The organism is Shewanella morhuae, from assembly GCF_003028295.1.
Taxonomy (GTDB): Bacteria; Pseudomonadota; Gammaproteobacteria; order Enterobacterales; family Shewanellaceae; genus Shewanella; species Shewanella morhuae.
On sequence record NZ_PYSG01000002.1, the window covers coordinates 525,090 to 551,921 of the forward strand.

Genomic DNA, 26,832 nt, shown 5'->3' on the forward strand with positions numbered 1-26,832 from the left:
CATTATTGTAGCTTTTATTTTTATATAAACCGCATGTTTTTAGCATGCGGTTTTTTTATTTTATAGAGAGTATTAATGTGTTGCTAGCATGTGCGCTTTTAAAAAATGGCTTTGTTCCCATAACATATGATTTAACGATTCTTTAGCACTGTAACTATGACTTTCAAAAGGCAGGATAACGAGTCTTGCAGTACCGCCTAAGCCCTTAATTGCGTCAAACATCCGTTCTGCTTGCATTGGAAAAGTGCCCGAGTTTTGATCCATCTCCCCGTGAATTAATAACAAGGGCGACTTGATTTGATTGGCATAATTAAAAGGTGACATTTGTTGGTATATATCATTGGCTTGCCAATAATTACGTTCTTCATTTTGAAAGCCAAATGGCGTTAGACTGCGATTATAAGCGCCACTTCTGGCTATTCCCGCGTAGAATAAATCCGTATGCGCAAGTAAATTTGCCACCATAAATGCACCATAAGAATGGCCACCAATAGCAATTCGCTTGGGGTCGGCAATCCCTAAATTGACCAATACATCTACAGCGGCTTGTGCATTGGCCGTCAATTGCTGTTTAAAGTCATCATTAGGTGCTTTATCATTCTGACCAATTATAGGCATAGAAACTTTATCGAATACGGCAAAGCCTTCAGCCACGAAAGGCACTGGACCTTTAGGACTGATTTTTAAATATTGATTGGGGCTGAAACTGACTTGCCCTGCGATTTCAGCATCATTAAATTCCCTTGGGTAGGCCCACATCAACACTGGTAGTGGGCCTTGCTCTTTGCGATAGCCAGCAGGTAAGTACAATGTCCCTGAGAGTGGTACACCATCGGCTCTTTGGTAGGTAATGAGTTGTTTTTGGATCCCTTTGTAGGCTTGTAATCCTTCCGGTTGCTGATATAGCACAGTCTCAGATGCATCGTTGACATTGATTAGCACTAGGCTAGGTGCCTGATTTGGGCTTTCGCGGTTGATGATCATTCTTAGTGGATTGACATCGAGTATATAACGTACCGACTCCAATTTATCATTGGCCGACTGCCATAGTAAGGTTGAGGTGCCGTTGACTAATAATGTGTGTTTTAAAAAAGGCCGATTCCCTGTATTTGAAGCACCTTGCCCATAATGCATTAGTTCTGGCGAGTTAGCATGCTGGCTGATGTGAATAAGTTTGCCTTTATTAGGAATATATACTTTAAAAAACTGCCCTAAATCTTGATATTTATCGCGCATGTTTCGCTCGCTAAATGTGTGTAACGAGGTTTTCTCTTGGTTGAGATCTATATGACCCATCCTCAGTCGTTGCAATTTAGTATTGCGCTCTGTGACCAATACTAGATCATGTTCAGCCCACTCAATATCGACAATTCTCCACTGTGTATTACCGATTAGCTTTGCTTTATCAGTAAATGGCGCCGAAAGAGTCCAGAGGCTGTCGCGCTTTGCAGCTGCTTGACGTGAATCGCTTAAATCTAATGCTTGGGTAAAAGCTAATGTTGCCGCTTGACCTTGTACCCACTGGATCATCCTAGGGCCACTTAAAACAGCATCACTACCTGTGGGACGTTGCTCACCGCTTAGGCTTTGATGAATGGTTGTAATGTGCGCATCATTTAAGCGATAAACTGCGGTTAACTTAGGGAAATCATGGTACTTAACTTTGTAGGAAAATGGCGGGGTGAGATGAGTTGCGAGGATATATTTTTCATCTGGTGAAATAGAAAAATCGAGAAAAATTTGTGCCTTAGCGATTGTCGAAATAGTGCCATCAAGTTTAACTAGGGCGAGTTGACTCATTGTTAAGTCGGTAAATCGTTGTTCATCTGCAGAGTTTTTAAGCAAATCCTGATAGGTTCGTTGCTGAGTCTTACTTGAGAGAGTTTCCTTTACCATAGGAGAATACGAAGCTTGTGACTGTCGCCATTGGCCGTTCTGTTCATTGGCAAAACGTGCCACTACGCCACATTCTCCAAGCCATTGATAATTTAAGTTGATACTGCCATTTAGGCGTTGGTTCGTGAGTTGTCTATTTAGGTCTTTTTCAATGTCATAAGCATAAAGATAGCCACCGCTCTGGTTCAGACTGACAAAGCTTAAGTAACGGTTATTGGGTGAAAAGGTTACTTCAGTAATGTCATTAGCGTTAGGCAAGTTAATGGTGCGTTGTTCATTGTTCTTAATATTGATGAGCTTGAGCTGATTATAACGTGTGGGCAATCTACTGGGTATAAGTTGCTGTGGTGATATTCTTAGCCCTGCGAGTTTTTGCTCTGCAGTTGCAAAAGTGGAAATAGCAGGGGCTGAAATTGGGGTAAGTATAGCCATCCATTCATGATTATTTGAAAGTCGCGTCACGACAGTTGTGTTGTTTTCAACCGTTTGTTGTAGGGCTTTTGCGGGTGTTTTATATTCCTGCGCGAAGCTGTGGTAGCTAAAAGTGATTAATAGAATTATCCAGATATTATTAAATATTAAGCGCCGCATGTTTCATTCCTTGCAGGGTTTCTCTGTTGAGGTTAACTCTCAAAGGAGTACCGTTTTAAGCTGTAGAGCTTTTTACATTTATAGTGAGTTCCTTTGTAAGTAATATGGCCACCCTCTGCAATCTTTCATAGCTCGATTCTATATTGTTTAAATCTCTATTTTATAAATATTATGGCGTAATATTATGAATTTTAAATAATTAATAAAAAAGGTCAGTTGCTATTCGATCTGGTTATTCGGTAGTATTAAAGACTTACTTAGTACTCATAACCATAATAAGGCTAAGAATTGCGGTGTTAGGAAAATGATGAAGGACCAGCGTAAGTTAAGCTATCGTTTAGGTCTATGTAGAATAGATCCCTCAGATAACTCAGTCGTATTCCAATCCAAGACAGATATGAATGAGTCTGCTATCGAGCAGACGAAGCTATCTCTTCAACCTAAATTTATTGAAGTGCTCAATGTTCTTGCACGAAACTACCCTGAGGTCGTTACTCGGGATGAATTAATTACTCAGGTATGGGACGGGAATAGCTATGTGGGAGCTAAGGCTTTAACGAATGCCATTTGGCATTTGAGACAGCAATTATCGCCCTTAGCTGAAGTGGGTGCAGTGATTGAAACCGTGCGTAAAACAGGCTATCGCTTACTCATTGAGCCAGAGTTCGATGTCGAGGCTATTTCAGAGGAGCAAGACTTACTCCAATTAACCTCGGGTAAATTACTTCATATGACGCAACGTATGCGCGTTATCATGACTTCGATGGCCTTATTGATTTTTTTGGGTATGCTTTTTACTGGGATACATCTTTACCAAGATAAACAGAAAATGCTGGAGACTCAGGTTACCGCCTTAACCCGCGATCCGGGTTCTGAGCGTTATCCTGTCGTTTCTCATGATGGACGTTGGCTTGTTTATGGTGCTTATAGACCAGGCTTTGTTCCAAGTCTATATCTTAAGGACCTAACCAATGACGATCTTCCTGTACGGCAGTTAACATCTTCATCTTCAACGGAATTGCGTGCCGCTTGGAGTATCGATGATACGCGTTTGTATTTTACCTCTCGCACAGTAACGACTGCAGAGTGCCGTATCATGCAGTTAACGCTGTCAACCAATGAAATCATATCTTTAGCTCCTTGTAGTAGTGATATGTCCGCCATCGATGTTTCACCAGATGGAAAGTCATTAGCTTATATATCTTCACATGAAAAAAATAAAATGGGAGGTATTTATGTTCAATCCCTTGGACTTGATAATACCCAACTGATTCGCCAATCATGCGAGATAAATTGTAGTTATGAAGACAGAGATTTGGCCTATAGTCCTGATGGATATTGGATGGCTATCGTTCGCCGTTATAGCAATATTTCAGAGGATATTTTTATTCGAGAGCTTTCTTCTGGCAATGAACAACGGCTCACCCATGGCATTGAAGATGTACGAGGTTTAGGTTGGACCAATGATAGTAAGCGTTTAGTGTTTGCCACAGAAGAGTCTGGAAGTCGTAATGGTTTTATTATTGATATAAAATCTAAAAATATTAGCTCTTTAGATGTTGAGGGCATGAGTTATCCAAGGCTTATTGGAGACAGCGGAGAACTTGTCTACCATCAATATCACCGCCAGTTTGAAATAGCTTACCTCTCCCTTAATAATAAAGTGCCAACGACCTTATTTCCTTTGTTATATTCAGGGGTTAATCATCGTAATCCAGATTACTCAACGCAAGCCTTACGTCTTGTTTTTGTATCTAATGAGAGTGGTTTTAATGAGATTTGGACCTCAGACTTTAATGGTCAGAAGCTGGAACAACACACTAAGCTTAAAACTCGAGTCGCTTATCCGCGCTGGTCTCCGGATGGTACTAAAATTGCTTTTATTGCTCCAGATGACAATCATGAAGGCAATCGTATTTACATTCTAGATTTAGCAAGTAAACATATTATCGCGTTAGCATCTACTTACCATAATCATGGCAGACCAGCTTGGAGTTGGCAGGGGAAATCTGTTTATGCCTCAACAAGCGCAGGCATTACGGAGTTTTATTTAAATAATCAAGCTCCAAGAGTCGTTAACTCACTGAACATGGGCGTTGGTTTTGCAAGCTCAGCGTCAGAGTTAGTATTTACTCGCTCTGATACTCAAGGGCTATGGTTAGTTAATTTAAATCAGCCTGATGTTGTTGAAACCTTGATTGCTAATACGGACTTTAAAACAACTAATAATTGGACATTAACGCAGGAGGGGGTTTATTTTAAATCGGATCATATTGGTGAACAGAGATTAAATTTTTGGGATGCTAAATCTAAAAATATCATGCCAGTATTGCAAGTGCCGCGCTCAAGTTTAAGCTCCTTTGGTTCTATGACTTATATTCCTGAGTCTAGTCGCTTATTGATGACGCTTGATGGTTACCCTCAGCGCGATATTATGTTACTAAAGCATAAATTAATCCGATAATCGGTGGTGTATGCTTAGTTAGTCTACTTCGCGCTAAAGTATCCACCGAGTACAGCTTCGCGGCTGGCGCCTGTCACTGCGGGTAGATTGGCGGGTAAGCCTAAGTGATTACGCATGGCAAGCCACGCAAAGGCAATGCCCTCTACCCATTTAGGATCAACACCAAGGGCTGAGGTTGTATCTAATTGATAACCCGGTAGTAAAACAGCTAAACGCTGCATCAGTTGACCGTTGAACGCGCCACCACCACAAACGAATAATTCCCCTTCTTTAGACAGTTTAAGGATGTCTTGGGCTATGCTGTGGCAAGTTAAATCTAATAATGTCGATTGAATATCTGCTTCATCTAAATGATTAAAGGGCGACAACTGTTGCTCTAACCATGCTTGGTTAAATAACTCTCGGCCTGTGCTTTTCGGGTGAGTTAGTGAGAAATAGGGGTGCGATAATAGATGGGCTAATAGGCTTTGATCTGTTTTACCCGATGCGGCCCATTCACCATTTTGATCGAAGGGCTCACTTTTAACCTGTTGGATCCACGCATCAATTAAGTTATTACCTGGACCGGTATCAAACCCGAGTACCTGCTCATTATTACCGGGTAAATAAGTGATATTGGCTATACCGCCAATATTCAAAATAATACGTTTTTTACCGATTTCAGCAAAAGTCTGCTGGTGAAATGCTGGTACTAAAGGCGCACCTTGGCCACCGAGCGCAATATCTTTTCGGCGAAAATCAGCAATAACATCAATACCGGTTTCGGTCGCAATAGTATTTGGATCGCCAATTTGTAGGGTAAAACCCACTTCGAGGTTTGGCATGTGGCGCACTGTTTGACCGTGACTACCAATCGCAATAATATCTTCTTTAGCAATAGCGCATTTTGCCATTAGGTTATTAACGGCTAGGGCAAATAATTGACCGACGCTGCGATCTATGCGCCCGAGACGATTGATTTCATCTGTGCTCGGTAAACATAAACGTTGCAAGCCTTTGAGTAAATGGCTAGGAATGGCCTCCGTATGACTACAAATTAGCTGCGGTTTTATACCTGAAAAATCAACTAATACAGCATCAACACCGTCCATGCTGGTGCCTGACATTAGTCCAATATAATACGCATTTTTCATGTGGAGGAGTCGTCCTTCGTTATTGCATTGCCAATTGCGTTTGCTTGTTTTGCGAAAGCGTGGCCATCAACTGTTTGCTGAGCGTATCGAATTGAGGTTTTTCTTTTCTCGCAATTGATTCTGATTTCGGTAGCGTAATCGTTCTTGGGTTACGGTGTACGCCATTAACGATAAATTCGTAATGTAAATGTGCCCCTGTCACGCGGCCCGTTTTACCTAAAGTACCGATAATTTGCCCTTGCTTGACGCTAGCACCTTTACTCACATTACGTTTAGTCAGATGCAGGTATTTGGTAGTGTAAGTGTTGTTATGCTTAATAAAAACATAGTTACCATTAAATTGATTATAACCCGCCTCAATTACGTTACCACTACCTGCTGCCTTAATCGGCGTGCCAATGGCGGCAACGTAGTCTACGCCGCGATGAGCTTTAACTTGCCCTGTCACAGGATGCAAACGTCTTGGATTAAAGTTGGAGCTGACATATTTGAAATCAACGGGTGAGCGCAAGAAAGCCTTTCGCATGCTAGTACCATTCTCGGAGTAATAGTTTCCGTCGGTATAGCGAATAGCAGTATAGCGTTCATCTTGGTTAATAAATTCTGCGGCTAAGATATTGCCGTTACGTAAAAACTCTCCATCGGCATATTCTTGCTCATAGATTATGGCGAAACTGTCACCCTCACGTAAATCTAAGGCAAAATCGATATCCCAGCCAAATACTGTCGACAATTGCATGATTTGGTTGGCGGTCATACCTGCATCAACGGCAGCACTCCAAAAGTTGCTTTTAATATTCGCACTGGTGAAATGGCTGCGGATTTCGACATCTTTCTCTGAGATTTTTTCGAGGTATTGATCTTGATTTTTAGTGATAACAAGTGTCGAAATGGCATTAACTCGATAACGTACCTCAGTTAAATTACCATTGATATCCTTGGATATCACGATTTCTTCGCCCGGCATGATTTTCAGTAAATTTTGTTTTGCTAAAGGTAACTGGGTAATTTCATACACGTCTTTACTGGTTAAGCCCGCACGATTAAATACTGCCGCTAAGGTATCCCCATTTTTGACGTTAAAATGTTCTACGTCTCTATGATGAGCACTTTCGAGAGACTCTATGGCTTGGTTATTGGACTCACCTGCAGCGAGTGCAGCGGTTGAAGATAGAGGTGTTGCATCTTCTACAGCATTGTTTGTTTGATGTTCAAGTGATTCAGGCCGTTCAGGTGAGCGAAAAGCTAAAGGCACATCATAACGAGTATTGATTTGAGTGTGTTCACCTAGGCTAGCAGTTTGCTTTGAAGCTTGGGCCTCTTCAGCAGGTAGCAGCATAGTTATCATAGTGATAACAGAAAGAATGCTGAGAAGAATTTGATGCTTTTTAGGCAACAATTTAAATAACGTTATAACCTTTGCCATTGACGCCGATACCAATAACCAGAAACTTGAATAATCCCCTTAGTGTACACACTTTCAATTGTGGTGGCTAACAAGTAACATAAGTCTCTTTATTTTATGACCATGGCCTTAGGAGTCCTTGCCGAAATGGCTGATTTAGACCAAGTATTAGCAGAAATTAGACGTGGTACCGATGAGATTTTACTCGAAGCGGATTTGCTCGAAAAACTCAAAGAAGGGCGTCCACTGCGGATTAAATTAGGCGCCGATCCTACGGCTCCGGATATTCACCTTGGACACACAGTAATCTTAAATAAATTAAGGTTATTCCAAGAGTTAGGTCATGAGGTCATTTTCTTGATTGGTGACTTTACCGGTATGGTGGGTGATCCTAGTGGTAAAAATAGCACGCGGCCACCGCTGACACGTGAACAAGTATTAGCCAACGCAGAAACGTATAAAGAACAAGTTTATAAAATTCTCGACCCAGCCAAAACACGCATTGAATTTAATTCTAGTTGGTTAGAGCCATTGGGCGCTGCGGGCATGATCCGCCTTGCTTCTCAGCAAACGGTTGCCCGTATGATGGAGCGTGACGACTTTAAAAAACGTTATGCTTCGGGCCAATCTATTGCGATTCATGAGTTTATGTATCCTTTATTGCAAGGTTATGATTCAGTTGCATTAAAAGCCGATGTTGAGCTAGGTGGCACAGATCAAAAGTTCAACCTGTTGATGGGCCGTGAACTACAAAAAGCAGAAGGTCAAAAACCACAAGCGGTGATCATGATGCCACTGCTCGAAGGTTTAGATGGCGTTAAGAAAATGTCTAAATCGGCATTCAACTATATTGGTGTAAGTGAACCTGCCAACGAAATGTTTGGTAAGTTGATGTCAATTTCGGACGATTTGATGTGGCGCTACTTTGAACTGCTGTCATTCCGTCCATTGGCTGAAATTGAACAGTTTAAGCAAGATGTCGCCAATGGTTCAAACCCACGTGATACTAAAATCATCTTGGCGAAGGAAATCATTACACGTTTTCACGATGCCGCTTCTGCCGAGAGTGCGCATCAAGCTTTTGTTGATCGCGCCAAGGGGATTATCCCCGATGATATTGAAGAACTTGAGTTAGTTGCTGGCGAAGGTCTAGCAATTGCTAATTTACTGAAAGATGCCGACTTAGTCTCGTCGACTTCAGAAGCCATGCGGATGATAAAGCAAGGTGCGGTGAAGATGGATGGCGCCAAGTTGGATGATAGCCGTATGACGCTGTCTGCTGGCACTGTCGCGGTATTCCAAGTCGGTAAACGCAAGTTTGCCAAAGTGACGTTGGTTTAAAATGCTTTAAGTCAGAGTCAATTTAAACTAAACAAATAGCACCCTAGGGTGCTTTTTGTTTTTAAGTTGTTTGTATTCCACAAGATTAAGGCGTTGCATTCATGTCATGCTCGGCAATCTTGCATCTATCCGTGCCAAAATGCTGCCCATCATTGCATTTCCATGCTAATTGCGCCGAGCTTATTTGCCACAGTTTAGCGTCCTGCTTTAAAGAGATAATCAACAGCATCTGCGGATGTTGTTTAGACAACTCACTTATTTGATAAGTTAAGATACTGTCTTTATTGGCCTGAGTACTCACTAAAGTAAATTTGCCGCCTGCGTACTGGTTACTGATTTTACTGGGATCTTCCGTCCACGGTTGATGTTGTTCCTGAGCGACCCGTAATTGTTGGTTAAAATGACTCACTGGCTGAACGGCGTAAGAGACGATGATGGGTTGCAATGCCAATGCTTTGGGTGCCAGTACTAGGCTATTAAGAATGAGTAAAGTAAGTAACCCCAAAAACTTCATATGAACCTCATCGAAACGAACTGACTCAGTCAACCGACCTAAAACATCACACTTAGGTTTTGACCTACTGTTAGTTTCGACCTGTTTTTAGGGGGCAAGTTTCAAAGATGTACAAATTTTATCTCTACTGCATAGCTAATTGATCAGACATGGTTTGGTAATCGAGCAGATCCATATGCTCAATCACCCTATGATTGAGCATATCGAGTTTAAGGCTAGTGACGCCTGGAATGGCAATATCAATGATTTTACCTGGTTTACCAAATTGCTCGCCAGGTCCTTTTAAATGGTAGTTACCTATCATTACTACCAAAGAGCCTGCGTTATACATGTGTTCTATATTGAAATTATACTCGAGCACCCCCTCATGGGCGCGCTCGAGAAAGTCGATAATGAAGCGGCCGCCGGTGTATTTTCGGTTAGCGGTTTTGTCAAAAAAAACACTGTCACGATTATAGAATTTTCGTAGCGTCTTGTAGTCGTGCTCAGTGAGTGCATTCATGTACTTTACTGCTAACAGCTGTTCTTGTGGCATTTCACCTGTGTTGGCATGCGCCAATGTAGGATTGAAGGCTAATCCAAAAATAAGACTCAAAATAAAACCCAATATTCGCAAACTATTCCCTCTTGGTTTTGAGATCAAACGCCGGTAATGATAGATGCCATTTAATTGCGCTTAAACGGATAATTAAGATGCTGGTCATTGCTAAAAATAGCGCCGTTTTTTCGCCCATACCGTAGGCTAAACTGACGGTATAGCCGATACCACCTACAATAGAAGCTGTGGCATAGATTTCTGTACGTAATACCATAGGGATTTGTTTACACAGTACGTCTCGAATAATGCCTCCTCCCACGCCTGTGATCAAGCCCATAACGACAGCAATCATGCCACTTAAGCCCATACTGAAGGCTTTTTCTGCACCTATTACCGTAAACAGAGCTAATCCAAAGGCATCGGCAACCGGTAAAATATACTCTGGTACCTTACGGGGACGACGTACTAATAATAAACAGGCGAGCACTGTTGCAAGGATCACTATGATGTAATTAGGATCGCGGATCCAAAAAACGGGCGTAGCGCCAATTAAGGCGTCACGGATACTGCCGCCGCCAACGGCGGTAACTGAGGCGAGTACAATAACGCCAAAAGGATCCATTTTATGACGCCCAGCAGCTAGCGCACCAGATAAAGCAAATACTGCAGTACCACATAAATCAAAAAAATAAATCCACTGATTCATTTACTCATCTCTTTGATATGGATATTGAGAGCATCAACGGAGATGCGAATTTCAATCACAGATAAAATCAGTGAATAGAGCAGTAACAACAAGCTAGCACCAAAAATCACTGAACCGGTTTTATTGAAGCCGATATAGATAAATATCATACACAATACGCACAGGGCGAAGCTTGATACTCCTGCCTCTTGCATGCGGCGAATAATAGTGATGCGTTGGCTCAGGTTTTTAAGTTGATCTTTATGCACCGGCTTATCACCATGACTTAAGTTTCGAATTAGTGCTGCTAAAGCAAAAAAACGGTTGGTATAAGCAAGCAATAGCAATGAGATCGCGGGAAATAACAACGCCGGCGTTGTTAGTGAAACATGCATACTTTCGAGCACAATAACCGCCTTTACCTCGTGCTAACAGAGGGCTAGATCATATCACAAGCTATGTAACCAACGTAAACTTGCCCATAACACGGGGAGTAGAATAATAAAGCTAAACCAGATGGCGCAGGCGCGCGTGGTTAGCTTAATAGCTGGCGCGATGGCATCACTGTTTGGCAGCTGACCATAGCAGAATTTATCCACGTTGATACGTATGCCAGCAAACTTTTGTGGTCCACCAAGTTCTATTCTTAAAATATTGGCAACGATATTCACACAGAGAATATCGCTTCGAATCGTGGGATGATTTTTCGGTGCAGTAAACAGCTTAGTTAACGCGCTAGGGCCGCCTTGAATGGCGAGTGATAAACCCCAGAGCCAAGCGGGGATTGCTAATAAGATAGTTGATAAGCTATTTATTGTACTGCAAAAGTGTTGATACTTTGGCTGAATAGGCGGCCAGCTCAATTCGAGCTGTTTTAGCATACGCACCGCCAGTACTAGCGGTGCCCCAGCGATAGCAAAAAAGAAAATCGTCGCAGCAATGCCATAAATGGGTGCAGTAGCTAGTTTTTCTATGGTGGCTTTGGCTAGGCCAACTTCCGATAAACTATCGGTATCGCGTACTACCCAAGGCTGTAAAAGCGTTTTGGCGCGGGTATTGTCTCCACGCTTTAAGGCTTTAGCGATTTCATCGGCTATTTGGCTAAATCCTGCATCAGCTAAGCACAGGTAAAGGACTAAGAACTCAAAGAACCATGGGAACTCGGCTAATTCGAGCAAAAAGGTAATGATGGCCCAAAATGGAAATACTAACAGCAACATCGCTAAAAAACCTGCTATAGCTTGTTGCCTTGGTGAACGCTCGGGGCGATTTACTTTAACCGCGAGTTGTTCTGCTAAATGGCTAAACCAAATAAGCGGTTGTATTTCCCGTGGTAATGGCGCTAAACGTGCCAATAATAAAGCAAAAAAAAGTACCAAAAAACCTGTAAACAAAGTGCCATCGTTCACGACAAGTTGTTGATAAAATGAGGTATGCATTTGATACTTTTCCGCTTAAGTGATTATTTTACTGAGCTGGAGTTAATTGCTCAAGCAGTAACATCACCATCAGTGCTGAGTGATAACCAGCTTTGACAATATAAGAGTCAAAATCAACTGGTGAGTCATTATTGGCGTTATCTGATAATGAACGGATCACTACAAATGGCACTCCAAATTGATGACAAACTTGGGCAATTGCAGCGCCTTCCATTTCACAGGCGGCCATAGTCGGGAAGTTTTTTAGCATAGTTTGAGTGCGAACAGGATCGCAAATAAAGCTATCACCCGTACAAATCAATCCTTCAATCGCTTTAACTTCACCTAATTGAGCTATCGCCTTATTGGCAGCTTCAACTAAATGAGCCGCAGGAATAAACGCGGCAGGCTGCTGCGCCATTTGGCCAATTTCATAACCAAAAGCGGTGACATCTACATCGTGATGACGTACTTCGGAAGAAATGACGATATCGCCAATCGCTAACGTATCGACAAAACCACCGGCAGAGCCTGTGTTGATCACCGCATCTGGCGCGTACTTTTCAATAAGCAGCGTTGTTGCGATACTGGCGGCAACTTTACCTATACCAGAGCGCGTCACGACAACGTCTTTACCCGCGAGAGTACCTGCAATAAATTCAATACCTGCAATAGTTTGCGATGTTGCATTTGTCATAGCGGCAATTAAATGAGCAACTTCTGGCTCCATTGCACCAATAATTCCAATTTTCATGGGAGACCTTTTTTATTCAACACGTAAGAGTGGGACACAATAATACTGGCTAATATACCACACAGTTTTGTGCAGTCGTTATGGCGTGATTTGGATTGCGTGATTTGGTTGATAATGGGGGGTAAAAAAACGCGCATCCTAAGATGCGCTGGGTTAAAGCGCTAACGGTAAATGGATAGCGGCAAAATGGTTTTACAGCTAAAAAATATCTAAATTTTAAACAAACACCTTAGTGCTCAACGAAGCAAGTCAGTGCTTAGTCTAAGTAGTTCAAAATACCTTGGGCGGCATCGCGACCTTCGGCAATGGCGGTCACCACTAAGTCTGATCCGCGCACCATATCACCACCAGCAAACACTTTTAGATTAGTGGTTTGGAATGGATTGTCGGTTAACTTATCTGCTTTAACTCGGCCCCATTGATCAAGTTCGATACCATGGTCGGCAAACCAAGGCGCTGGGCTAGGTTGAAAACCAAAGGCGATAATAATCGCATCTGCCTCAAGTAACTGCTCGCTACCTGCAATAGCCTGTGCAGATTGGCGACCACTTGCATCGGCTTTGCCCATGGCTGTTTCGATACACTCAATGCCAACAACCTTGCCATCTTGGGTTTTAATTGCCACAGGTTGACGGTTAAATAGGAAATTAACGCCCTCTTCGCGCGCATTTTGCACTTCGCGGCGTGAGCCCGGCATATTGACCTCATCACGGCGGTAAGCACACACTACGCTGCTAGCACCTTGGCGTATTGCGGTGCGCACGCAATCCATCGCGGTATCACCGCCGCCTAATACCACTACACGTTTACCTTCAAGGTTCAGGTAGGGCGTTTCAGCATTTTGTGTGCCCATTAAATGATGAGTATTACCCACTAAATAGGGCGTTTCAGCATTTTGTGTGCCCATTAAATGATGAGTATTACCCACTAAATAGGGCAGAGCTTGATATACGCCTTGGGCATCTTCGCCCTCAAGGTTGGCTTTCATGGCGGTGTAAGTACCCATGCCAAGGAAAACCGCATCGTATTCTTCAAGCAGCTGTGTAAATGGGATGTCTTTACCCACAGTGACACCGAGTTTGAACTCAATACCCATACCTTCTAACACACTACGACGGGTTGCCATAACGGCCTTATCGAGTTTAAAAGAGGGAATGCCGTAGGTGAGTAGGCCACCAATTTGTGGATATTTATCAAAGACCACCGCTTTAACGCCATTACGGGACAGAATATCCGCGCAGCCTAAGCCTGCAGGGCCCGCACCCACAATTGCCACCCGTTCAGGGCGCGGCGTTACCTTACTCATGTCGGGGCGCCAGCCTTGGGCGATAGCGGTATCAGTAATGTATTTTTCGACATTACCGATAGTGACAGCGCCAAAGTCATCATTGAGAGTACAAGCGCCTTCACAGAGTCTATCTTGCGGACAAACGCGGCCACAAATTTCTGGCAGAGTATTCGTCTCATGCACTAAATCTGCCGCTTCCATGATGCGGCCTTGCTCGGCCAGCTTGAGCCAGTTGGGGATATAATTGTGTAGTGGGCATTTCCATTCACAATAGGGATTACCACAATCTAAACAACGGTCTGCTTGCTCAGCGACTTGAGCCTGAACAAACGGCTGATAAATCTCAATAAATTGAGTTGCACGTTTTGCCGCAGGGTGTTTGATGGGGTCTTTACGGCCCACTTCGATAAATTGAAAATCGTTACTCATACGCCATTACCCCGCCTTGACAACTAATTCTGGACTCGACTTTTCTAACTTGAGTAAATCGGCCACAGCAATGTTTTTAGGTTTTATTAATACAAAACAATCTAACCAGTTATCAAAATCACTTAAGATCATCTTGGCATGTTCACTACCCGTCTCAGCCACGTGGGCTTCAATCAGGCCTTTTAAATGTTGTTGATGAATAGTGGACTCAAGTTTTTGCGTATCGACTAATTCATTATTCACACGGCGATGAAAACGGCCGAATTGATCGAACACATAGGCAAAGCCGCCCGTCATACCCGCGCCAAAATTTACTCCGGTTTTACCAAGGACGACCACAATGCCGCTGGTCATGTATTCACAACCGTTATCACCTAAGCCTTCAACTACCGCTATCGCACCTGAGTTACGTACGGCAAAACGCTCGCCCGCTTGACCTGCAGCAAAGAACTTGCCGCCAGTCGCGCCGTAAAGACAAGTGTTACCGACAATGGCGCTGCGCTCACTTTGGAACGGGCTGCCAATCGGAGGGTAAATGACGATTTGACCGCCAGACATACCTTTACCGACATAGTCGTTGGCATCACCACAGAGTTTTAGCTCAAGACCTGGGCTATTCCATACACCAAAACTTTGGCCAGCACTGCCGTTAAAGTTCAGTTTTACCGGTGCTTTAGTGCCGTTTACGCCGAGGGTACTTGCGATATAGCCCGACAAGGTCGCGCCCACTGAGCGGTCAGTGTTGTTAATGCTGTAAGTTGCATCAAAACCCTCACCGTTATCGACAGCGCTTTTGCACTCATTTAGTAGGTGTTGGTTTAGTCGGCCTAAATCCGCTGGTGGATTGGTTTCTTGCCATGTGCGTGACGAAGTTGCAGGGACTTTGGGTTGATACAAAATTGGCGACAAATCTAAGCCTTGCTGCTTTGTGGTTTTACCTTCTAAGGCATATAACCATTCGCTACGGCCGACTAAATCTTCAAATTTGCTCACTCCTAAGGTTGCCATCCATTGACGCACTTCTTCTGCGACAAACTCAAAGTAAGTCATCACTCGCTCTGGCAGGCCGTGGTAATGGTTGTCGCGCAGATTTTTATCTTGCGTTGCCACGCCAGTGGCGCAGTTGTTCAGGTGACAAATACGCAGGTATTTACAGCCAAGTGCGATCATAGGCACAGTACCAAAACCAAAACTTTCTGCTCCTAAGAGCGCCGCTTTAATCACATCGGTACCAGTTTTTAAACCGCCATCGACCTGCAAACGAATTTTATGGCGCAGGCCGTTCTCTACTAGTGATTGATGCACTTCCGCTAAACCCAGCTCCCAAGGACTCCCCGCATACTTGACTGAGGTGATTGGGCTGGCGCCTGTGCCGCCGTCGTAACCTGAAATCGTGATCATATCCGCATAGGCTTTAGCCACACCGGTCGCGATAGTGCCGACACCGGGTTCTGATACCAGTTTGACTGAAATCAGTGCCTTAGTATTGATTTGCTTCAAGTCGAAAATAAGCTGGGCTAAATCTTCGATAGAGTAAATATCGTGGTGCGGCGGCGGTGAAATTAAGGTCACACCTGGGCGCGCATGTCGCAGTCCGGCGATTTCAACACTCACTTTATGGCCGGGTAACTGGCCACCTTCACCAGGTTTTGCCCCTTGGGCGACTTTGATTTGCAACACATCGGCATTAACTAAGTAGTGCGCCGTAACGCCAAAGCGCGCCGAGGCAATCTGCTTAATGGCAGAGTTGCGCTCAGTATTAAAGCGGCGTGCATCTTCACCGCCTTCACCTGAGTTAGAGCGGCCGCCTAAACGGTTCATGGCAATTGCCAGAGCTTCATGGGCTTCGGGGCTGAGGGCACCGATACTCATGGCTGCACTGTCAAAACGTTGATACAAGCCTGCAGCGCCTTCGACGTTAGCGACATCAATCGATGCTTGTACACCCTTGATGCCGATTAAGTCACGTAGCGTAGCCACTGGGCGATTATCGACGAGCTCGGCAAATTTTTTGTAGGTGGCAAAGTTTTTGTCAATCAATGATGCTTGCAATGTGTTAACCACATCGGGGTTAAAGCAGTGATACTCACCACCCTCAACATATTTCAGCAGACCACCTTGCGGCAATGGTACATGGACGCGGTAGGCCGCTTTGTGCAGAATGGCTTGATCTTGGGCAATGTCAGTAAATCCGGCACCTTCGATGCGGCTGATTACGCCTTTAAAGCACAATTCAATGACGTCGCTGGCGATACCGATAGCTTCAAACTGTTGACTACAACGGTAAGAGCCGACCGTGCTGATGCCCATTTTAGACATGATTTTTCGCAGGCCTTTTTCGATACCATAACGAAAATTCAGCATCAGTGCTGTGGTGTCAGTTAACTGATGGCGTTTGGCCAACTCAGAAATTGATTCATACACAAGGTACGGATAAATCGCCGTGGCACCAAAGCCCAGTAATACGGCAAAGTGGTGTGGATCTCGCGCCGATGCGGTTTCAACTATGATGTTGGTATCGCAGCGCAGGCTCTTATTCACCAGCATTTGTTGCACTGAACCGACCGCCATTGCTGCAGGTATCACTTGCGCTGTTTTAGCAATTGCTCTGTCCGATAGTATAAGCAAAGTGGTACCGCTACGGGCTAAGCGCTCAGCTTCAGCAGTAATGCGGCGAATGGCGCTTTCTAAGCCTTCTTGTTGTTCGTAATTTAAATCCACAATATTGGCACGATAGTAAGTGCTATCTAATCCCAATAACTGATTGAAATCACTGAATAATAAAATAGGTGAGTTGAACGTCACGCGGTAAGCGTGGCCCGTTGTTTCATTAAACAGGTTCTGCTCACGGCCAATACAAGTGGTCAACGACATCACGTGTTTTTCACGTAAGGGGTCAATGGGGGGGTTAGTCACTTGAGCAAATTTTTGCCTGAAATAGTCATATAGTGAACGTGATTTTTTCGACAACACCGCCATAGGCGTATCGTCGCCCATAGAGCCCGTGGCTTCTTCGCCTTGTTTGGCGATGACCCAAATAACGTGTTCTAACTCTTCGCGGGTATAGCCAAAGAGTTTTTGATATTGCAACAAGAGTTCAGGGGTAAACTCGCCTGCACCATGTTGCTCTGAGGCCAAGTCTTCGGCGGGCGTTAAAGTTTGGCTGTTTTTTGCCATCCATTCTTTATAGGGGTGGCGACGTTTAAGGTCGTTATCAATCTCAAAGGATTGGTATAAGCGGCCGTTTAAGGTATCTAATACCAGTAGTTCACCTGGGCCAACGCGGCCTTTTTCAATGACTTCATCGGCGGAGTAATCCCAAATACCGACTTCGGAGGCTAAGGTCAAAATACGATCTTTAGTGATCACATAACGTGATGGACGCAAACCATTACGGTCAACGGCGCAAGCGGCATGGCGACCATTGGTCATTACAATACCAGCTGGGCCATCCCAGGGCTCCATGTGCATAGAGTTAAAGTCGTAAAAGGCTTTTAATTCATCATCCATTTCTGGATTACTTTGCCAAGCAGGCGGGATCAATAAACGCATGGCACGGTATAAATCCATACCACCAGATAACAACATTTCTAGCATGTTATCTAAAGAGGAAGAGTCTGAGCCTGTTTCATTCACAAAGGGCGCTGCTTGCTGCAAATCAGGTAATAGGGGGGAATTAAATTTATAGGCACGGGCGCGGGCCCATTGACGGTTACCCGTAATTGTATTGATTTCACCGTTATGGGCTAAATATCTAAACGGCTGAGCTAATGGCCATTTAGGAGAAGTATTGGTTGAGAAGCGTTGATGGAATAGACAAATAGAGCTTTTTAAACGAATGTCAGCGAGATCAGGATAAAATGCGGGTAAGTCTACTGGCATCATCAAGCCTTTATAGACAATTACTTGGCCAGATAAACTCGCGACATAGAAGTCATTGTCATCGATGATTTGTTGTTCTAAGCGACGACGAGCCATATAAAGACGGCGTTCTAAGTCTTTTTCACGCCAGCCGATTGGCGCGTTGATCAGCACTTGATAAATCTGCGGCAAGCTAGCTTTACCTATTTCGCCTAACACATCGGCATTGATAGGCACTTTGCGCCAGCCGGCAATGCTTAATGTTTCACGCTCAAGCTCACGCTCAAGTAGATGCTTAGCTTGTTCAGCTAGTTCATCATTTTGACTTAAAAACAGCATGCCTACGGCAAATTTACGACTCAAATGCCAATCATTTTCTGCGGCAATCGCTTCAAAAAACTGTACGGGTAATTGCATTAATAAACCACAGCCGTCGCCAGTGCGACCGTCGGAGGCAATGCCGCCACGGTGCTTCATGCGATCGAGTCCATGAATAGCCGTGCGCACAATACGATGGCTGGCTTCGCCATCCATCTGCGCTATCAACCCAAAACCACAATTGTCCCGCTCAAAACTGGGATGATATAAGCTCATACAAAAAAACCCCCTAGACCTCAACTAATTACGACTCGGGCAAAAGTGTAATACTTTCTATGGATATGCACCCGATTACTCAAATTATCCTGAGATTCATCAAAGGTCAAACCAAAATTTTGCATAAAAAACGATGTTTCTTCACATTTTATACATAAAGCATAATTGCATTACGTTGACGTAAAGTGTGATGGATACTATGTAACGATATGAATAAAAAGAGTTTTATAAGTAATTTAACTATTGAGGCATGAAAGAAACTCAGTGATGAATTATTTTTCATGTAGATAAAGTTATTTTTCATCAACAACTGATTGGGTAAAAATCTATGATTATTGAATTTTAATGCATGCTTGCGTGGGCGGAACTCGGTAGCTGATTACTCTATCTGAATGAGCATCCATTTATGAAAATAAAATTATGCGTAATATGAGGGCATAATTTAGTGTAAATAAACCATTATCCATTTGTTTATTAGTAACTTTTTTATTCAGCGTATTAATGTTGTGCTTATCTATTAGTCGTTTCATCTTGGTTGTTGTTAATGTTCTGATATGAAATTAGCTTGGTCTTTTGATGGGACTTAATGCATACATAAATGTCTTTAGCTGTTTGTAAGGCGTGATAGGACACTCAGCTTTAAAAGTACATTGATTGCTGTAATTGTCTCACAAGCGATGAGTGAGTCTATCGCTGGTTTGGATTAGTGGCGATTGTGTATAATTAGCTGCTTTATTGTGGGCAAGGCCGGTATTAATATCGCGAAAGAGGCTTTAGCATTTTTCTAAAACCTACTGTTATAGCTCTTATTTTATGGGCAGAATTTGTCAGTGACGAGTGACTATTCTGTTAAATGCAGCGCTTATTGGAGCTAGAATATCGCTATAAGTTGCACAGTCAATTTTAGTGAGTATTATGTGGTAAATTCTTTTTAAGCATTGAACCACTTAAGGGAGGCCTCATGGCCACAGTTGAATTAGAAGCAATACTCGATCTCAATACTCTCGAACAATACTGCAGCGCGATTGGTGCCGGTACTTTGCTCAAGAGTGTGGTGCTATTTGAGCAGCTCATGCCTGAATATGTGGGAAATCTAGTGAAAGCTAACGAGGCTGCAGACAAAGAGACTTTATGTTCAGAAGCGCATAAATTTAAAGGTGCGGCGGGTTCGGTGGGCTTAAAACGTATTCAGCAAATTGCTCAGCTATTACAACATGGCGAAGAGCCACAATGGGATGCTGAACATGGCACTTGGGTTGCGCAAATTGTTGAGCATGCGAGCGCTGATTTACAACAGCTAAAACTTTTTTTGCAGGCTAAAGCATAAATTAGATTATGCGTAGGGCGCCGCAATTACGTGAATGGTTGCGCCCTAATCCTGGATGTTAGTTATCCTATATTCTTTTTTAATCTGCTTAATTTTACCTCGTTGTTATTTTCTCCTGTTTTGTCTGCAATTACACCCAATTGAATATCGATTTAGGTCACATTCTTGATATTTTATGTCACGTTATCATTAATCAGTTATGCTACAGTAAATTTGATTTCTTAATTCATAACCTTAATGGCAATCGAGAAAATGAAAAGTTTACCTAGCTTAAAAAATTTATTTTATTTGGTGAATCTCTATCAAGAGCAAAATTTTAACCGCGCCGCCAAGGTGTGTTTTGTGAGCCAGTCAACGCTCTCAAGTGGGATCCAAAATTTAGAGGAGCAATTAGGCCATCAGTTGATTGAGCGAGACCATAAGTCTTTTATGTTTACTGCAATAGGTGAAGAAGTGGTGCAACGCGCCCGGAAGATTCTCACCGATGTCGATGATTTGGTTGAATTGGTTAAAAACCAAGGCGAGCCAATGACGGGCGATATACGCTTAGGTTGTATCCCAACAATTGCCCCTTTTCTATTGAGCCGCGTGATCCGTGAGTGTCAGCAGTCCTATCCTGCGATGAGTTTATTATTGAAGGAAGACACCACTGAACGTTTGTTAGAGGCTTTGGGAAAAGGCGAGCTGGATCTATTGATTCTGGCTTTACCGGTAGACACCAGCGGTTATCACAGCATGAAAGTCGGTATCGACCCTTTTAAAATGGTGATCCACAAAGATTTAGCCGGAAATATCCATCAACCAATTGATTATCATGCACTGCCCGATGAAAGTATTTTTTTACTGCAAAGTGAGCATTGCATTACGGGCCATGCGATTACAGCGTGTCAGTTAGGCGACAGTGCAAAAGTGAATCCGTTTGCCGCCACCAGTCTGCATACGTTAGTACAGATGGTGAACAGTAAACTAGGTACTACATTCTTACCGCAAATGGCGATTGATGCGGGTATTTTAAATGATACGGATTTGGTAGTGATGACGCCGCCAGGTGAAGCGCCTTATCGTGATATCGGCCTTGTTTGGCGCCAAACAACCAGTCGGATTTTAACCTTCCGTACTTTAGGTTTGATGATCCAAAAGTTGCTTACTAAAGACACTGAATAACGCTGATGACCAAATAATGTTATAGCGATTATTAGGCATTATTTAAAGCGGGGAAACGCCAAACACTTCGATTGAGTGTTGTTTCCCTTTTAATTTGACTGGGCCTAAGTTGGATAGATGATACGCAGTATTAGGGTTATCTAAACGTCCGGCCAATGCACCTGAAATCAACATGCGTTGCCCCAGTGGATTACACTGATCTTGCAGCCTAGCAAGGGTGTTAATCACATCACTAAAGAAACTAATTTCTTGTTTTTGCACCCCAACTACTGCTGCGACAACTTGTCCACAATGTGCTGCGGCTTTAAATTTAGGTACAAAACCGTAGTGTTTTTCAAAATAATGCCTTTGCCAATTGAGATGCTGGCTGAATTCAAAATAGATGTTCATACAGCGGTCGTGCACAATCCCTTCTTCTAATGGCCAATGGATTAATACCGCATCGCCCATATAGCGATAAATTTCAGCTTCGTTATTAGTGACGGTATCCGACAGTAAGCTAAAGCTGTCTTGGATTAAGCGGCTAAAACGATAATCGCCTAATGATTCAGCATGAGTGGTTGAGGCAACCATGTCTAAATATAGGAATAATCGCTGTTCATATCTGGGTTTGTGATATTTACCTAGGCCAATGTTGAGTAGGATACGTGGCCCAACTAGCAGCGCCATTTGTTCGACGAAGGCTAAACCAACGCGTACAACCACCAGATAAACAATTAATGCTTGAAATGAAGGACTGTAGAGTATGTGGGTTGTTAACATTTGCCTGAGCGTTGACATGTGGTTTTCGATAGCCCACATATTTAAAAACTGAGTCATGTAAGCTAATGTCGTTGCGCCAAGGAATAAAAATAGTCCCTTAAAAATGACAGAGAACATATAAGGGAGTCGATTTATGGCACTGAAATCAGCGATGACGTTTGACATCCAATGTAGACTGCCAAAAATTATTCCCATATAAATAGCCAGTGTAGCAAGATCAGCAGAGCCTACCGCCCATTGGGGTAAGTCTGGTGATTGGGCATATCGAAAAAACACGAATGCAGCCATGGCTATCGCCCAAGCTAAAATCGCAAAAAGGAGTTTTTTCGCTTGTCTACGTGCTCTCACTGCTTGATGGGTATCCGAATACGGCTGTGATTTCAGAATGCCGTAGTTTATAGAAAAGTGTCACCTAAGTGCCAGTGATATTTGTGATCTGGATCAATCCAAGTCTATATCGTTGCTTAAAGTTAACCAAAAACGCGATTAAGTATGCTGGCAGTGAAGTTTTTCTTTAAATAAAAGCCTCTAGGATTAGTCATTTTTAGACTGCCATCTGCAGCGATACTCTGCGTTAGGGCCTTACTATTTGCTGCTTTGGGGCGTAATTGCAGCACTTCACCGTGGCGTGCAGTCACTTTATCGACTTTACCCAGAGCGATAAGCTCCATGATTTCCTCCCAATCTTGTTGTAATAATTGTAACTCATGGGGCGTGGGTTCCCACAATATTGGGGTACCAATGCGGCGTTCGCCCACGGGAATACACCGCTCACCTTCTATTGGCACCCACAGTACGCGTTGTAGCTTGTGGCAGACTAAGCTGTTTTGCCAAGTTAAGCCTTGGATATTATGCAACGGCGCCACGCACACATAAGTGGTTTCTAGTGGATGCCCCCGCGAATCAATCGGGATAGTTTTAAGCTCGACGCCTAAGTGCAGAAAGTCTTGCTCGGGTTTAGAGCCTGCAATTGCCCCCAGTTCCATTTCAATTAACTGACCGACCCAACCTTTATCGCGTTTAAGATCTTTGGGAACAGACAAACCTCTTTGAGCGGCAATGTGCGCCAAATTTACGCCAGCCATTAAATAGGCGCGTTCAAGTAATTCAGGGAGATTTTCGGGAGGAATGATTTTATTCATGGTTGGATTTTACTTAAAAATAACCACTTAGCAATGGTGGTTAAAATGTGAGCAGTGATATTCAAGTGAACTTACTCTGTTTTTTTTTATTCTAAGTAACTGATTTTAAAATTCATATGTGAGTTAATTCCCATTTTGTGAAAAAGTGTTCAAAGTTACTCTCTGCTTTCCCTTGTGTTCCCCACATACTTATCCACAGATATTTGGGATAAGTTGATAAATTAGTTTGCTTAACCTAATGAAATCGCCACGTCAATGCTAAAAACAGTGTTTATTTGAGCTTTTATGAACCTTGTTGAACACATATTGTGTATAAAATTGAGTTATATCGTCAGAATAATAAAAAGGTCTTTAACTGGTTAAATAGTGAGCTTTATCGGTGTTGGCTACTTTTTTAAAGGGAGGGTTGTTTTTAACTCATTATATATGTTGATCTTTATTGGTTTGCTGTTTGTTTTTTAAATAGACCTAAACTGATGTTTTTTGAGCGTTATAACAAGTTCACTGAAGTTTCAAACAGAGATATCCACAGAAAATGTGGATATCCCTCCGTTTTACGCCTGCCGCTTGTTGATAAATATCTTGCAAGAGTCATTTTATCCAAGGCTTAGGGTGAAATAGAGGTTTGCTGAGAGACTAGCTTTATGAAACAATCAGTTTATTAGAATTTAATGTGATTTGGAGTCCATGTGATTGATAGCGACGGCTTTCGCGCAAATGTGGGCATTATAATTTGTAACAGATATGGCCAAGTCATGTGGGCCAGACGCTTTGGTCAACATTCATGGCAATTTCCTCAGGGTGGTGTTGATGAGGGCGAGACTGCCGAAGAGGCGATGTATCGTGAATTATATGAAGAAGTTGGCCTAAGACCCGAACACGTTGATATCTTAACTTCAACACGTTCTTGGTTACGTTATCGTTTGCCAAAACGTTTAGTAAGACAAGACAGTAAACCTGTGTGTATTGGGCAAAAACAAAAGTGGTTTTTGTTACAGCTTAAAAGCCAAGACAGTGCGATTAATTTAAGTTTATCTGGGCATCCTGAATTTGACGATTGGCGCTGGGTCAGTTATTGGTATCCTGTACGACAAGTTGTCTCCTTTAAACGTGATGTTTATCGTAAAGTGATGAAAGAGTTCGCAGTAACGGCATTGTCATTCCAGATTCAGGAAATACCGAGAAAACGGGGAAGGCAAAAAACAACGGGCTGATTTTCAAAATAGGATTGAAAACAGTGTTAAATACGCTCAGGGATATAACTCAGGCGGTGGCATCAGCCAATAGCCTAGATATTGCATTAGAGACTTTAGTTACCTCGACAAAAGCGGCTATGGCTACCCAATGTTGTTCCATCTACATATTAGAGGAGCAAGAATTAGTGCTATCTGCAACAGATGGCCTTAAAAAAAGTGCTGTTGGTCGTGTGCGCATGCCGTTGAGCGAAGGATTAGTTGGACTTACTGCCCAGCGCGAAGAAGCGGTTAACTTAGCTGACGCTAGGCTTCATCCTCGATTCAAACACTTTCCTGAAGTAGCAGAAGAAGAATATCGTGCTTTTTTAGCTGTGCCTATCATCTACCAAAAGGCGGTAGTTGGGGTCATCGTGGTGCAGCAGGCGAGTGCGCGTCAATTCAGCGAAGGTGAAGAGGCCTTCTTGATGACCCTCGCCGCTCAGTTAGCAATGGCAGTACGTGGTTTAAAACAAAAAGCACAAGTCAGTTCCCATCAACATCAAATACTGTTTCAAGGTACCTCCGCATCGAACGGTATCGCCATTGCTTACGCCTTTGTGCTGGGTGGCGAAATCTCCCTCGAACAGCCCGATGTACGTTGTGACAATATTATCCATGAGTCGAGCCGCTTAACGGTGGCAATGGCACGCTGTAAAGAAGCGATTGGCGCATTGTCACAACGGTTTGACCGTGAACAAGATGACGAAGTCGTCTCTATTTTCAATGCATTACAATTACTGCTTGATGATGCAAGTTTAGGTGGCGAATACGCCCGTGAAGTACAATTAGGATGGGCGGCTGAGTCGGCAGTGAGTCGAGTGTCTTTGCGTTATATCCAACAATTTTTAGCGATGGAAGACCCTTACCTTAAGGAGCGTGCGAGTGATATCCGCGACTTAGGGCAAAAAGTATTACGCCAGTTAATTGAGCCTGAACGGCTTGAACGTGAACCCGATAAACCGGTGATCCTGATTGCCCGTGAAGCCGACGCGACTATGTTGGCCGAGTTTCCAAGGCAAAAGCTTGCTGGCATTGTCACTGAGCTTGGCGGCGTGAACTCCCATGCCGCTATTTTAGCCCGCGCTTTAGGTGTACCGGCCATTACAGGCGTGGAGCAATTATTATCGGCCAATATTGACCAAAAACTCTTGGTGGTGAATGCGAGCCGTGGCCAGTTATTAGTGTCGCCATCCCCAGCTGTTGTTGGTGAGTATCGCAGTTTGATTTCAGCGCAAAAAGCGTTGCAACGTCAATACGCTCAAGAATTAGCTTTACCTTCAGTTACGCTTGATGGTTCGCGCATCCGTTTGTATTTAAATGCCGGATTACTCAGTGGTGTGGCTTCTGAGATCGCTAGCGGCGCTGATGGGATTGGGCTTTACCGTACTGAAATCCCTTTCATGCTGCAACAACGTTTTCCGAGTGAATCTGAGCAAGTAAAAGTATATCAGCAAGTGTTATTGGCGGCGTCGGGTCGACCTGTGGTGATGCGCACCTTAGATGTAGGCGGCGACAAACCTCTGCCTTATTTTCCGATTAAAGAAGATAATCCATTTTTAGGATGGCGCGGGATCCGCTTGTCACTGGATCATCCTGAGCTATTTTTAGTGCAGTTACGGGCCATGCTACAAGCCGGAGGCGATGGTAAGCAACTGAGTATTTTATTGCCTATGGTGAGTAACTTAGATGAAATCGATCAATCCTTAGCCTATTTACGACAAGCCTATATAGAATTAAAAAATGATGTGAATATTGATATTGTTATGCCCAGAGTTGGCATTATGCTCGAAGTACCTGCCATGTTATATCAGCTTAACGATGTGGCCAAAAGGGTTGATTTTGTCTCAGTTGGTAGTAATGATTTAACGCAGTATTTACTAGCGGTTGACCGAAATAATCCACGGGTGAGTTCGTTATTTGATAGTTATCATCCGGGTATTTTGCGGGCGTTACATCAAGCACTCCTCGATTGTCGACATCATAAGCTCGACATTAGTATCTGTGGCGAGTTAGCGGGTGAGCCTATGGGCTGCATTTTATTGGTTGCGATGGGATACGATCAATTAAGCATGAACCAGGGCAGTTTAGCGCGAATTAATTATTTACTACGTCGCGTAGCACGCGCCGATTTAGATCAATTGCTTGCTAAGGCACTGAGTCTATCCAATGGTTTCCAAGTACGAGAATTAGTTAAAGAATATTTAAGTCTGCAAGATCTTGAGACCATTCTTAACTAATGCTGCCTTTTGCTTTAAGCTGATGCCCTCGATTTAGCATGGGCTAGGTATTCC

General features: G+C 43.3%; 19 protein-coding genes. 6 read left to right on the forward strand and 13 right to left on the reverse strand.

The genetic code is table 11. The features are described from left to right. Nucleotides 1–72 precede the first annotated feature (72 nt). The gene (locus C9I43_RS02840; RefSeq protein WP_107881982.1) at nt 73–2,487 is read right to left on the reverse strand and encodes an alpha/beta hydrolase family protein; all 2,415 of its coding nucleotides are present in this window, start codon (nt 2,485–2,487) and stop codon (nt 73–75) included. A 304-nt stretch (nt 2,488–2,791) separates the two neighbouring features. Here C9I43_RS02840 and C9I43_RS02845 point away from each other — a divergent pair, with 304 nt between their 5' ends. Then, complete coding sequence (locus C9I43_RS02845) at nt 2,792–4,951, forward strand: winged helix-turn-helix domain-containing protein (protein ID WP_258191700.1); 2,160 nt, start codon at nt 2,792–2,794, stop codon at nt 4,949–4,951. Between the two features lie 23 nt (nt 4,952–4,974). On the opposite strand, the gene C9I43_RS02850 is transcribed toward C9I43_RS02845, so the two are convergent. Together C9I43_RS02850 and C9I43_RS02855 are read right to left on the reverse strand one after the other, a co-directional pair. Beyond that, nucleotides 4,975–6,084 carry an anhydro-N-acetylmuramic acid kinase gene (locus C9I43_RS02850; protein ID WP_076496967.1) on the reverse strand — a complete coding sequence of 370 codons (1,110 nt, stop codon included), beginning with the start codon at nt 6,082–6,084 and terminating at the stop codon, nt 4,975–4,977. Nucleotides 6,085–6,103: 19 nt separating this feature from the next. Continuing rightward, entirely contained in the window at nt 6,104–7,510 is a 1,407-nt protein-coding gene (locus tag C9I43_RS02855) for a peptidoglycan DD-metalloendopeptidase family protein (protein WP_076496966.1), read from the reverse strand. A 126-nt stretch (nt 7,511–7,636) separates the two neighbouring features. Between C9I43_RS02855 and tyrS the strand changes: the two genes are divergently transcribed. Further along, entirely contained in the window at nt 7,637–8,830 is a 1,194-nt protein-coding gene (gene tyrS, locus C9I43_RS02860; protein WP_107881986.1) for a tyrosine--tRNA ligase, read from the forward strand. A gap of 85 nt (nt 8,831–8,915) precedes the next feature. On the opposite strand, the gene C9I43_RS02865 is transcribed toward tyrS, so the two are convergent. The 8 genes from C9I43_RS02865 to gltB form a co-directional block, all read right to left on the reverse strand. After that, a complete protein-coding gene (locus C9I43_RS02865; RefSeq protein WP_107881988.1) occupies nt 8,916–9,344 on the reverse strand; it encodes a hypothetical protein in 429 nt (142 codons plus the stop codon). 124 nt (nt 9,345–9,468) lie between these two features. Beyond that, nucleotides 9,469–9,960: a nuclear transport factor 2 family protein gene (locus C9I43_RS02870; protein WP_107881990.1), complete on the reverse strand. Its 492-nt coding sequence runs from the start codon at nt 9,958–9,960 to the stop codon at nt 9,469–9,471. Between the two features lies 1 nt (nt 9,961). Then, nucleotides 9,962–10,588: a trimeric intracellular cation channel family protein gene (locus C9I43_RS02875; RefSeq protein WP_076496962.1), complete on the reverse strand. Its 627-nt coding sequence runs from the start codon at nt 10,586–10,588 to the stop codon at nt 9,962–9,964. Then, on the reverse strand, nt 10,585–10,962 hold the full coding sequence (locus C9I43_RS02880) for a DUF2721 domain-containing protein (RefSeq protein WP_076497074.1): 378 nt from the start codon (nt 10,960–10,962) through the stop codon (nt 10,585–10,587). The genes C9I43_RS02875 and C9I43_RS02880 overlap by 4 nt, the downstream gene beginning before the upstream one ends. Before the next feature lie 54 nt (nt 10,963–11,016). Then, complete coding sequence (locus tag C9I43_RS02885; RefSeq protein ID WP_107881992.1) at nt 11,017–12,006, reverse strand: cobalamin biosynthesis protein CobD/CbiB; 990 nt, start codon at nt 12,004–12,006, stop codon at nt 11,017–11,019. Between the two features lie 28 nt (nt 12,007–12,034). Next, a complete protein-coding gene (locus C9I43_RS02890; protein WP_076496960.1) occupies nt 12,035–12,739 on the reverse strand; it encodes a 5'-methylthioadenosine/adenosylhomocysteine nucleosidase in 705 nt (234 codons plus the stop codon). 256 nt (nt 12,740–12,995) lie between these two features. Then, the gene (locus C9I43_RS02895; RefSeq protein WP_107881994.1) at nt 12,996–14,456 is read right to left on the reverse strand and encodes a glutamate synthase small subunit GltD family protein; all 1,461 of its coding nucleotides are present in this window, start codon (nt 14,454–14,456) and stop codon (nt 12,996–12,998) included. Between the two features lie 6 nt (nt 14,457–14,462). After that, entirely contained in the window at nt 14,463–18,911 is a 4,449-nt protein-coding gene (gene gltB, locus C9I43_RS02900) for a glutamate synthase large subunit (protein ID WP_107881997.1), read from the reverse strand. Nucleotides 18,912–19,872: 961 nt separating this feature from the next. Here gltB and C9I43_RS02905 point away from each other — a divergent pair. Both C9I43_RS02905 and oxyR read left to right on the forward strand, forming a co-directional pair. Further along, complete coding sequence (locus C9I43_RS02905) at nt 19,873–20,238, forward strand: Hpt domain-containing protein (RefSeq protein WP_076496957.1); 366 nt, start codon at nt 19,873–19,875, stop codon at nt 20,236–20,238. 252 nt (nt 20,239–20,490) lie between these two features. After that, a complete protein-coding gene (oxyR, locus tag C9I43_RS02910; RefSeq protein WP_107881999.1) occupies nt 20,491–21,402 on the forward strand; it encodes a hydrogen peroxide-inducible genes transcriptional activator OxyR in 912 nt (303 codons plus the stop codon). Between the two features lie 42 nt (nt 21,403–21,444). Here oxyR and C9I43_RS02915 read toward each other — a convergent pair whose 3' ends face one another. Continuing rightward, on the reverse strand, nt 21,445–22,512 hold the full coding sequence (locus C9I43_RS02915) for an adenylate/guanylate cyclase domain-containing protein (protein WP_107882001.1): 1,068 nt from the start codon (nt 22,510–22,512) through the stop codon (nt 21,445–21,447). Between the two features lie 122 nt (nt 22,513–22,634). Further along, nucleotides 22,635–23,306: a DNA mismatch repair endonuclease MutH gene (gene mutH / locus C9I43_RS02920; protein ID WP_076496954.1), complete on the reverse strand. Its 672-nt coding sequence runs from the start codon at nt 23,304–23,306 to the stop codon at nt 22,635–22,637. 689 nt (nt 23,307–23,995) lie between these two features. Here mutH and rppH point away from each other — a divergent pair. Then, on the forward strand, nt 23,996–24,520 hold the full coding sequence (gene rppH / locus C9I43_RS02925; RefSeq protein ID WP_076496953.1) for an RNA pyrophosphohydrolase: 525 nt from the start codon (nt 23,996–23,998) through the stop codon (nt 24,518–24,520). A gap of 23 nt (nt 24,521–24,543) precedes the next feature. Next, a complete protein-coding gene (ptsP, locus tag C9I43_RS02930; RefSeq protein WP_107882003.1) occupies nt 24,544–26,778 on the forward strand; it encodes a phosphoenolpyruvate--protein phosphotransferase in 2,235 nt (744 codons plus the stop codon). The last annotated feature ends 54 nt before the right edge of the window (nt 26,779–26,832 follow it).